This is a genomic window from Burkholderia sp. YIM B11467 (genome assembly GCF_052952715.1).
The window spans coordinates 262,006-268,105 of sequence record NZ_JBQVSQ010000010.1; the positions used below are offsets into that span (position 1 = coordinate 262,006).

The 6,100-nt window shown below is 63.3% G+C and carries 7 protein-coding genes; 5 read left to right on the top strand and 2 right to left on the bottom strand.

Annotated elements, in window-relative coordinates; all coding sequences use genetic code 11:
• Positions 1 to 59: 59 nt before the first annotated feature.
• The 3 genes from ACTRWB_RS29985 (at position 60) to ACTRWB_RS29995 (ending at position 2,572) form a co-directional block, all read left to right on the top strand.
• A complete protein-coding gene (locus tag ACTRWB_RS29985) occupies positions 60 to 623 on the top strand; it encodes a hypothetical protein (RefSeq protein ID WP_446903952.1) in 564 nt (187 codons plus the stop codon).
• Between the two features lie 51 nt (positions 624 to 674).
• Complete coding sequence (locus ACTRWB_RS29990) at positions 675 to 1,784, top strand: Imm72 family immunity protein (RefSeq protein WP_446903953.1); 1,110 nt, start codon at positions 675 to 677, stop codon at positions 1,782 to 1,784.
• Positions 1,785 to 2,317: 533 nt separating this feature from the next.
• Positions 2,318 to 2,572 carry a hypothetical protein gene (locus ACTRWB_RS29995; protein WP_446903954.1) on the top strand — a complete coding sequence of 85 codons (255 nt, stop codon included), beginning with the start codon at positions 2,318 to 2,320 and terminating at the stop codon, positions 2,570 to 2,572.
• Here ACTRWB_RS29995 and ACTRWB_RS30000 read toward each other — a convergent pair.
• Together ACTRWB_RS30000 and ACTRWB_RS30005 are read right to left on the bottom strand one after the other, a co-directional pair.
• Complete coding sequence (locus ACTRWB_RS30000) at positions 2,560 to 3,318, bottom strand: anti-sigma factor family protein (protein WP_446903955.1); 759 nt, start codon at positions 3,316 to 3,318, stop codon at positions 2,560 to 2,562. The two genes, ACTRWB_RS29995 and ACTRWB_RS30000, sit on opposite strands and share 13 nt — an antisense overlap.
• The gene (locus ACTRWB_RS30005) at positions 3,315 to 3,836 is read right to left on the bottom strand and encodes a sigma-70 family RNA polymerase sigma factor (RefSeq protein WP_446903956.1); all 522 of its coding nucleotides are present in this window, start codon (positions 3,834 to 3,836) and stop codon (positions 3,315 to 3,317) included. Before ACTRWB_RS30005 ends, ACTRWB_RS30000 begins: the two co-directional genes overlap by 4 nt.
• 157 nt (positions 3,837 to 3,993) lie before the next feature.
• On the opposite strand from ACTRWB_RS30005, the gene ACTRWB_RS30010 reads away from it, so the two are divergent.
• Both ACTRWB_RS30010 and ACTRWB_RS30015 read left to right on the top strand, forming a co-directional pair.
• Positions 3,994 to 5,085 carry a catalase family peroxidase gene (locus ACTRWB_RS30010; protein WP_446903957.1) on the top strand — a complete coding sequence of 364 codons (1,092 nt, stop codon included), beginning with the start codon at positions 3,994 to 3,996 and terminating at the stop codon, positions 5,083 to 5,085.
• Entirely contained in the window at positions 5,085 to 5,615 is a 531-nt protein-coding gene (locus tag ACTRWB_RS30015; protein WP_164991980.1) for a cytochrome b, read from the top strand. The genes ACTRWB_RS30010 and ACTRWB_RS30015 overlap by 1 nt, the downstream gene beginning before the upstream one ends.
• Positions 5,616 to 6,100 lie beyond the last annotated feature (485 nt).

Consider the following 6,100-nt stretch of genomic DNA (forward strand, 5'->3'; position numbering starts at 1 on the left):
TGCCCGGCGAACTCGTGAAGGTCTCGCTCGACCGGCCGAGATACAGCCGGGAGATGTGGATGTTGCGCGCCGAGCTCGACGAGCACGAGGTCGATGCGACCTTTGTCGATCAGGTCGCGCACGTGAAGGCATTTCCGAAGATCGCGGCGCTGGAGCGCTTGCGTGCGTATGAGTGTTTGGCGTGCCTGGACGAACTGCTCGTGCGCTCCGGCGAAACGCCTTATCAACCGACGACGAAAGAGCAGGCGTTCGACACGTCCGTCGTCGCGGCGAATGCAAAGTGGCCTCGCAATCACGCGCGATGCGAGCTTCACGGGTTGATCTGGCCGACGCGCACGTCGCCGGATATCGAGGCCGCGATCCTGACGATCGACGTGATTCGCGATTGCCATGTCGTGCAGGTGACCGATGGCACGATGAAGCACGAACCGAAGCACTGGTTTGACGAAGCGTTTTTGCGCAAGGTGCTCGGGCCGGATATCGACATCGTCGAATCGGCATTCCGGATCGACGATCGGGCCATGTTCGTGAAGTTGTGGGATGCCGGTGAGTACGTGTGTCCGGTGTGCCTGCGGGACGTGTTGAAGCGAAGTGGCTTGAGCGACGAAGGCACGCCGGCGTGAACGCAGCGGAGCGCTCATGACGTTTATGGAACCGGCGCCGTTGCGCGGGGATTGGTGATGACGATCAAGCTGTACGACCTGACGGATGACGCGACGCGGCGCAGGATTTTCTGGCTGCTTCAACGCCTGACCAGCTTTTCGCTTTGGAAGCGCAAACGCGATGCGTTTGCGATCTTTGCAAGCGAATACGAGAACGCGGTAAAGACGTGGCCTGAAGACGATCCGGAGCCATTGCACGCCGGCCACTTGCCGATCATCTTCGAGATTCTCGCCGCTTACGATCGAGGATTGTCCGAGCTGGCCCGCGGGTATCGGTTTGTCTGGCAGCGCGGCGAGCCGCTGGAATACGCAGTCGACCGGTATAACTATTTGAACGCGTATTTCTTCCCCCATTACAACTACTGGGAGCGTGGTGCGCAGTTTGCCCCCTATCCGCCGAAGGTCAACGCGCTGGCCCAACTGCTGCACGCATCGCAATACCAGATGGAGCATGCACCGCTCGAGCCGTCGAGTTTGAACAACGATCTGGCGCAACTGCGCTCGGAGGGGCTGCTGCTGTCCCCGAATGCATACAGGAACACCTTCTACACGCTTCCGTATCCGGTGTTTCCGGAGGACTTGCCCGAGGTTCCGGAACCAGTCGGCCCGGTGATCAAGTCAGGCGAGAAGGTGCCTTGTGACGGCATCTGGGAACCCGTTGTTGTCGATCAATTGAAGTTGCTTGGCATCGTGCCGGTCGGCAATCGCAGTCTGCGCGGCAATGGCTGCTTCAATTATTTCATTCGGGACATCCGCGCGCCGAACCTAAGGAACGACGAGACGAGAACGCCCGTCAAGACGCACTGGCGACTGTTGTGGGAGGACAAGCGATATGCGGACGGCATCATTCCCGATGAATCGCAGTATTTCCTTGAGCCGCCGTCGCCGTTGCAGCCGAACCGTGACACTGTCACGCAGGTCCGCACCGGCGATATCTGCCCGGTCTCCGGCGAATGGCAAACGGACGAATACAGCGGCAAGACGCTGCGCGTCGAAGCTGGGGTGGTGATGCCGGACATGCTGGTCAGGGACAACCTGGGCGAGCTCACGGTGCGCTGGGTGACGTGGCGCATGGCGTTAACGAATGCTCATATCGCGGCAATGCCGATGACGTGCTCGTGATGCGACGGTGCTTTGCCTCCGTTTGGGGATAACCGGCGCACGAAACGATTCGGAACGCTGTGCGGCCGGTTGGTGAGCGTGGGTTAGGATCGCATGCTGGGCGCGGATTCCGGCTAATTCGGATGACGGTCGATCGCGTTGTTTTCCAGCGCATAGTCGAGCGCTGAAAGGCCATCGCCGTTCTTGCCGCTGTCGGCAGGAGGCATGTGGACAACCCGCACGCCAGTCCAGTCGAATCTCTGTGCACTGGATGGGTGAGCGTCTTGTTTTCGACAAGAAGGATCACCCCGAATGCCTTGTTTGGCGGGCTTTTTGCCGGAATCGATCGGATGACTCGCAGAATTCGCGGGCGACGCCCCGAGGTTGGATGCGTTGTGGATATCCAGGAGCCAAAGAACTCCAAACCCTGTGCGTTCAACCAGTGAGAGCAATCGAACCCGGCGCAGGCATTCGTTTTACCGCAAGGGGTGTGGATATCGCAGCCCCAAAACAACCCGAAACACTGTGCAGACCAAAGGTGAGCGAGTCGACCGATGACGGCAAGCGGCACCGCCATGACCGATGTGGATATCCCGTTCCGCGCCGAATCAAAACCCTGTGATTTCAAAGGTGAGGGCACCGAACAACGTTCCGATGTGGACAACCGCTCAGCAAAGTCACTCGAAACGCTGTGCATTCAAGCGGTGAGCGTAAGCACGCTCAAGCCAGCCAAGCCGCACCGCGCAGGGCGCTGGCGCCTTGCCAACGCCCCCAACTGCGGCGCGCATCGTACCACTCAAGTCTGCTGATCGAGCGCCTGCACGACCGCCTTCTCCCCAAGACTCCCGGCTGGCCCGACCACCGCATAGTTGAGCCCGTTCACCGACCCATACCGTGCCAGCAACGCGCCATCTGCGCGTTGCCCGGCCGGCAGCAGCCGATGTTTCGATTCCGCCGGCCGGAGATAGAAGCTCAGCGTTCGCCCGGCACCGTCCTCATAGAGCACCATCGCAGCCGTGGCCCCGCTGTCCGTCGTGAACAACCGCCCACCGACCGGCCGGAACCCCGCCGCGCTCAAATCCGGCAGCCTCGCCGACGCCCCCACGCGTTTGGTGAGCCACCCTTGCAAATCGCCCGCACCCGTCGGCCGGTAATCGACCTTCGCCGTCTGATCGACCACCATCATTCGGTAAGCCTTGACCGCATCGCTCATCGGCGCGATGGGCGGCGCCGCGTTCCACCCGCGCGCCTGCCATCCGCCGAATGTCCCCAGCCCGACGCAGAACACGAACGAGGCCGCCATCGCGAACCGCATCCGCGAGCGTACCGCCTGCCGGCCGCGAATCGCCGCTGGATCGAGCGCAGGGTTATCGGCCGGCATCCGCACGCTTTCGAGCGCGGCCCGCAACCGCTGCGCATCCTGCTGCCATTGCTTCACCTGTTCCGCGCGCTCCGGATGCAGCGCGAGATAGCGCTCGACCGCGGCGCGCGCCTCGTCGTCGAGCTGGCCGTCGACATAGGCCTGAAGGTCGTGTTCGTTCGGAGGCGTGTTCATTTTTTCATCAATCGCAAAGAAGGAGCGGGGAGCTCGCCATCGCTGAGCTGGCGCAGCGCCTGGCGCGCGCGGGAGAGCCGCGACATCACGGTGCCGATCGGCACCTCGAGCAGGTCGGCGGCTTCCTGATAGGTGAAGCCCTCGACCGCGACGAGCAGCAGCAGGCTGCGCTGCTCGTCCGAGAGCCGGCCGAACGCTTCGAGCGTCGCGCGCGCCGTGAATTCGCGTTCGGCGGACGGCCAGTGCGCTTCGTCGTCGTCACGAATGCGGCCGAGCAGCCAGCTGTAGCGCTTCGCGCTGCGTTTCCCGTCGAGGAACTGCCGGTACAGGATCGTGAAGAGCCAGCTGCGCAGCGATGCGTCGTCGCGGCGGCTCGTCCAGCGCGACAGCGCGCGCTCGAGCGTCGACTGGACGAGATCGTCGGCCGCGTGGACGTCGCGCGCCAGCCACAGCGCGAAGCGTCGCAGCCTGGGGAGGAGTTCGCGCAACGCGTCGTCGTCGAGGGCGGTGGAGGGCATGGCCGGGCCGGTTGCCGAAAGGGTCGAGATGCCGCGTAGGACGCCGGTCGGCACCGATTATTCCATCAAGCATAGGAAAAAAATTTTCGTGGAATAAAGCGGCGCGGGTGGCGTCCTACGCGGGTTCGACAATGATCTGACGATCGGGAGCACATTCATGGAGCGATCTTCTTCCTCTTCTTCGCCGCAGCGCGAGCCCGGGCGCGGGTGGTGGCGCTGGGCCGCGATCGGCGGCGCGGTGGCCGGCGTGGCCGTCGCGTTCGGGTATGCCGGCGGGTGGCTCGCGCCGGCGCGTCTGACCCCGCAGCGGCTCGTCGACGCGCTGCAGACCAATAGCGGCATCCATCCCGGCTATCGGCGCAATCACGCGAAGGGCGTGTGCGTGACCGGTTATTTCGAAGGCAATGGCGCCGCGAGCGCGTATTCGGTCGCGCCGTTCTTCAAGGCGGTGCGCACGCCGGTGGTCGGGCGGTTCGCGCTGCCGGGCGGGAATCCGTATGCGCCCGACAGCAGCGTGCCGATCCGCAGCCTCGCGCTGAAGCTCACCGCGCCGGACGGCGAGCAATGGCGGACCGGGATGAACGCGATGCCCGTGTTTCCGGTGGCGACGCCGCAGGCGTTTTATCAGCAGACGCTGGCGACCCGGCCCGATCCGAAGACGGGCAAGCCCGATCCCGCGAAGGTGAAGGCGTTTTTCGGCGCGCATCCGGAGACGGCCGCGTTCCTGCAGTGGGTGAAGGGTGCGAAGCCGAGCGCGAGTTACGTCACCGAGAGTTATTACGGGTTGAACGCGTTCTACTTCGTCGACGCGACGGGCAAGCGGCAGGCGGTGCGGTGGCGCGTCGTGCCCGAGCAGACGGCCGGCGCCGGGGACGTCGCGACGGCCTCGGATCCGAACGTGTTGCAGCAGGACGTGACGCAGCGCATCGCGGCCGGTGCGCAGAAGTGGAAGCTGCTGGTCACCCTGGCGGAGCCTGGCGATCCGGTGGACGACGCAACGAAGGTCTGGCCCGCGCAGCGGACGACGATCGATGCGGGGACGCTCGTGCTCGACCGGGTGGAGGCGCAGGACAGCGGGCCGTGCCGGGACGTGAATTACGACCCGACGGTGCTGCCGCAGGGGATTCAGGTGTCGGGGGATCCGTTGCTGGCGGCGCGGTCGGCCGCTTATGCGGATTCGTATCTGCGCAGGACGAGTGAAGAGGCCGGGGTAGCGGGCGTGGCCAAGTTGAGTTCGGAGGGGCGGTGATGAAGACTTCTACGACGTTTGGTTTGCCGGCGCGGGTCCTGCATTGGGTGATGGCCGCGATGATCGTCGCGATGCTGTTCATCGGGGTGGGGATGGTGTCGTCCGTCTCCGAGCGGCATGCGTTTCTGGTGGCGATTCATAAGCCACTGGGTGTGGCCGTGCTGGTGCTGGTGTGTGTGCGGATCGTGGTGCGGATGGTGTCGAAGCCGCCGGCGTTGCCTGAGGATCTGCCGTGGTGGCAGAAGGTTGCCGCGCATGGGTCGCATCTCGTGCTGTATGCGCTGATGGTCGCGATGCCGCTGATCGGGTGGGCGATGCTTTCGGCCGGCGGGTATCCGGTGACGCTGGGCGGTGGCGTGCAGCTGCCGGCGCTTGTTTCGGCCGACCCGGTGACGTTCGCCTGGCTCCGGGTCGCGCATCGGGTGCTGGCTTATCTGTTCTTCGCGACGTTCCTCGCGCACTTCGCGGCCGCCTTGTATCACGGGTTGATCCGGCGGGACGGCGTGGTGAGGGCGATGGTGGGACGGTGAGCGACGGAGGGTTGGTTTCGATACGGTGGGGCTGTTCACGGGCGACCGAGGCCACTCCTGTCGTGTCGCTTATATATGACCGCGAGGGAGGCTCAGCGGCCCGCGGAACTGCACGTCAAAAAAATTTCACAAAGGGGGTTGCGGAGATCGGGGCAGATGCTTAGAATCTCGCCTCTTTCGCGCTAACGGAAACACGGCGCGGGGGGAAGAAGGGAAGCGGTGCTGTTGAGGTCGGTTATAGCGACCCTGGCGCACACGAAATTAAACCGCAGTCGTCGAAACGAAGTAGTTAAAAAAGTTATTGACGAGTTTTAAAAAACGGTTAATAATCTCGCTTCTCTGCTGCTGAAAACGCAGCGCTGCTGAGAAACGCCAAGTTCCTCGCAGATTGCTCTTTAAAAATTAACAGCCGATAAGTGTGGGCGCTTGATGGAAGCGAGCTGATCCTCGGATCAGATAGCAAAAGTATCAAGAGTCTCACACTA